This is a genomic window from Asticcacaulis sp., from assembly GCF_027484505.1.
Taxonomy (GTDB): Bacteria; Pseudomonadota; Alphaproteobacteria; order Caulobacterales; family Caulobacteraceae; genus Asticcacaulis.
In genome coordinates, this window is record NZ_JAIXSV010000139.1 from 1 (window position 1) to 2582 (window position 2582).

Sequence of the window (2582 nt, forward strand, 5' to 3'; positions counted from 1 at the left end):
AAGCAAAAAAAACCGGCAGACCGGATAAACCGGGCTGCCGGGTATAAGGCCATTGCCACCTGAATAATGCCAAATCCAGATGACGATTTAAAATTCTGCGGGCGCGCGACCGTGAAAAAGGGAAAGAAGCCGCGCTCAGCCAGAATTTTAAACTCAGATTTGAACGGTCGGAGGGACCGCTCAAAAAGGAGCACCAACGGGTGGCCAAGAATTGCGATAATCTGACAGCGCTGTCAAGCGTGTTTTTGACGAAGATGGCGATAAGGGCTGTGAAATTTCGGCGCAGGCGTGAAAAATCATGAGAAAATCCACGGCACGTCAATGATTTAAAGGTGTGGCTGATTTTGACATAGGAGGCGGGAAAATCGTTTTCACAGACGTCAGACGTGCCTTTCGCCCCGTCTCGCGGCTTGACGCTCTCTGATAGCGCTGTCATTAAGTGGGACGCTCAAAGCGGCGGTTGCGCGCTTTCGGGCCCGATATACAAATAAGACCGGCAAACGAAACGCCGCGGGAAGAAGGAAGAGAAGAGATGCGCAAATCCATGAAGGGCGCGCTGAAAGCCAGCGTGTCCGCAGGCCTTTTGCTGACGGCCCTGGCGACTTCGGGCTGTATCACCATTATCGAGAGCAAGGGCAAGACTGACCCAACGCCCTTGGCGGCGACCCCGGCCGAGGCGGCGAAGCCCGCCGCCGTTGAGGTCAACCCCGTGTGGCCGACGACGAAGGATGCGGGCCTGATCGACGCCGATGTCGAAGCGAAGATCGACGCCCTGATGGCCGATATGACGCTTGAGGAAAAGGTCGGTCAGACCGTGCAGGCCGACATTTCGGCCATCAAGCCGGAAGACCTCAAAAAATATCCGCTGGGCTCGATTCTGGCCGGTGGCAACTCGGCCCCCGGCGGCAATGAGCGCGCCACGCCGCAACAATGGCTCGATCTGGCCGACGCCTACTGGCGCGCCTCGCTGGACTATCCGTCGAAGAGCAAGATTCCGCTGCTGTTCGGGATCGATGCCGTGCACGGCCATTCGAACCTCGTCGGGGCGATCATCTTCCCGCACAATGTCGGTCTGGGGGCCACGCGCAACCCGCAACTGATGAAGGATATTGCCCGCGTCACCGCCTATGAAATGTCGCTGGCGGGCGTGGACTGGACCTTTGCCCCGACGGTCGCCGTATCGCGCGACAAGCGCTGGGGCCGCGCCTATGAGTCGTATTCGGAAAACCCCGCCGATGTCGCGGCCTATGCCGGTAAGGTCGTCGAAGGCCTGCAAGGCGACACGGGCGGCGATGAGGGCATAAAGCCCGGCCACATCATGGCTTCGGCCAAGCACTTCCTCGGTGACGGCGGCACGCTGAACGGTAAGGATCAGGGCGACGCCCAGATCAGCGAAGAGGAACTGGCCAACATCCACAATGCCGGCTATCCGCCGTCGATCGAAGCCGGGGCCCTGTCGGTCATGGCCTCCTTCTCGTCATGGAACGGTGAAAAGCTGACCGGCAGCCAATACCTGCTGACCGACGTGCTGAAACACCGCATGGGCTTTAACGGTTTCGTCGTCTCCGACTGGAATGCGCAGGGGCAGGTGCCGGGCTGCACCACCACCTCGTGCCCGCAGGCCTTCAATGCCGGGATTGACATGTTCATGGCCCCGGATTCGTGGAAGGGCATCTATGAGAACACGCTGGCTCAGGTGAAGTCCGGCGAAATCTCAGAAGATCGCCTGAACGACGCCGTGCGCCGCATCCTGCGCGCCAAGATCAAGGGCGGCCTGTTTACGCTGGGTGCGCCCAAGGATCGCCCGATGGCCGGTCACTGGGAGAATCTGGGCAAGGCCGAAAACCGCGCCGTGGCGCGTCAGGCCGTGCGTGAGTCTCTGGTCCTGCTGAAAAACAATGGCTCGCTGCTGCCGGTGAAGGGCGGGGCGACTGTGCTGGTGGCTGGTGACGGGGCCGACAATATCGGCAAGCAGTCGGGCGGCTGGACCATCACCTGGCAGGGGACGGGCAATGCCAATTCTGACTTCCCCAACGGTCAGTCGATCTTTGGCGGCATCAGTGACGCGGTGAAGGCGTCGGGCGGCAAGGCCACCCTGTCGGTCGATGGGACATTCAAGGGCAAGAAGCCCGACGTTGCCATCGTGGTGATCGGCGAAGACCCCTATGCCGAGTTCCAGGGCGACCGTCCGAACCTCGACTATCAGTCGGGTGAGCGTAAGGATCTGGCCCTCATCAAGAAGCTGAAGGCTGCCGGCATCCCGGTCGTTACTGTCTTCCTGTCGGGCCGTCCGATGTGGGTGAACCCGGAAATCAACGCCTCTGACGCCTTTGTCGCGGCCTTCCTGCCGGGCAGCGAAGGCGGCGGCGTGGCCGACGTGCTGATCGGCGACAAGGCGGGCAAGGCGCGCAACGACTTCAAGGGCAAGCTCAGCTTCTCGTGGCCGAAGTTCGCCAATCAGCAGCCGCTGAACCTCAACACACCGGGCTATGACCCGCTGTTCGCCTATGGCTACGGCCTGACCTATGCCGATAAGGGCGACCTTCTGCCGCTGTCCGAAGACTCCGGTCTGAAAGACGCCG

2 protein-coding genes are annotated in these 2582 nt (G+C 60.9%); one reads left to right on the forward strand and one right to left on the reverse strand.

All coding sequences use genetic code 11. The annotated features are described in order from the left end of the window. Positions 1 to 436 (reverse strand): hypothetical protein (locus tag Q0072_RS09045; RefSeq protein WP_298328767.1); only part of this gene is annotated, 436 nt, incomplete at its 3' end. A gap of 96 nt (positions 437 to 532) precedes the next feature. Here Q0072_RS09045 and Q0072_RS09050 point away from each other — a divergent pair. Further along, positions 533 to 2582, forward strand: a 2050-nt coding sequence (locus Q0072_RS09050) for a glycoside hydrolase family 3 protein (RefSeq protein ID WP_298328770.1), incomplete at its 3' end; no start/stop codon positions are given.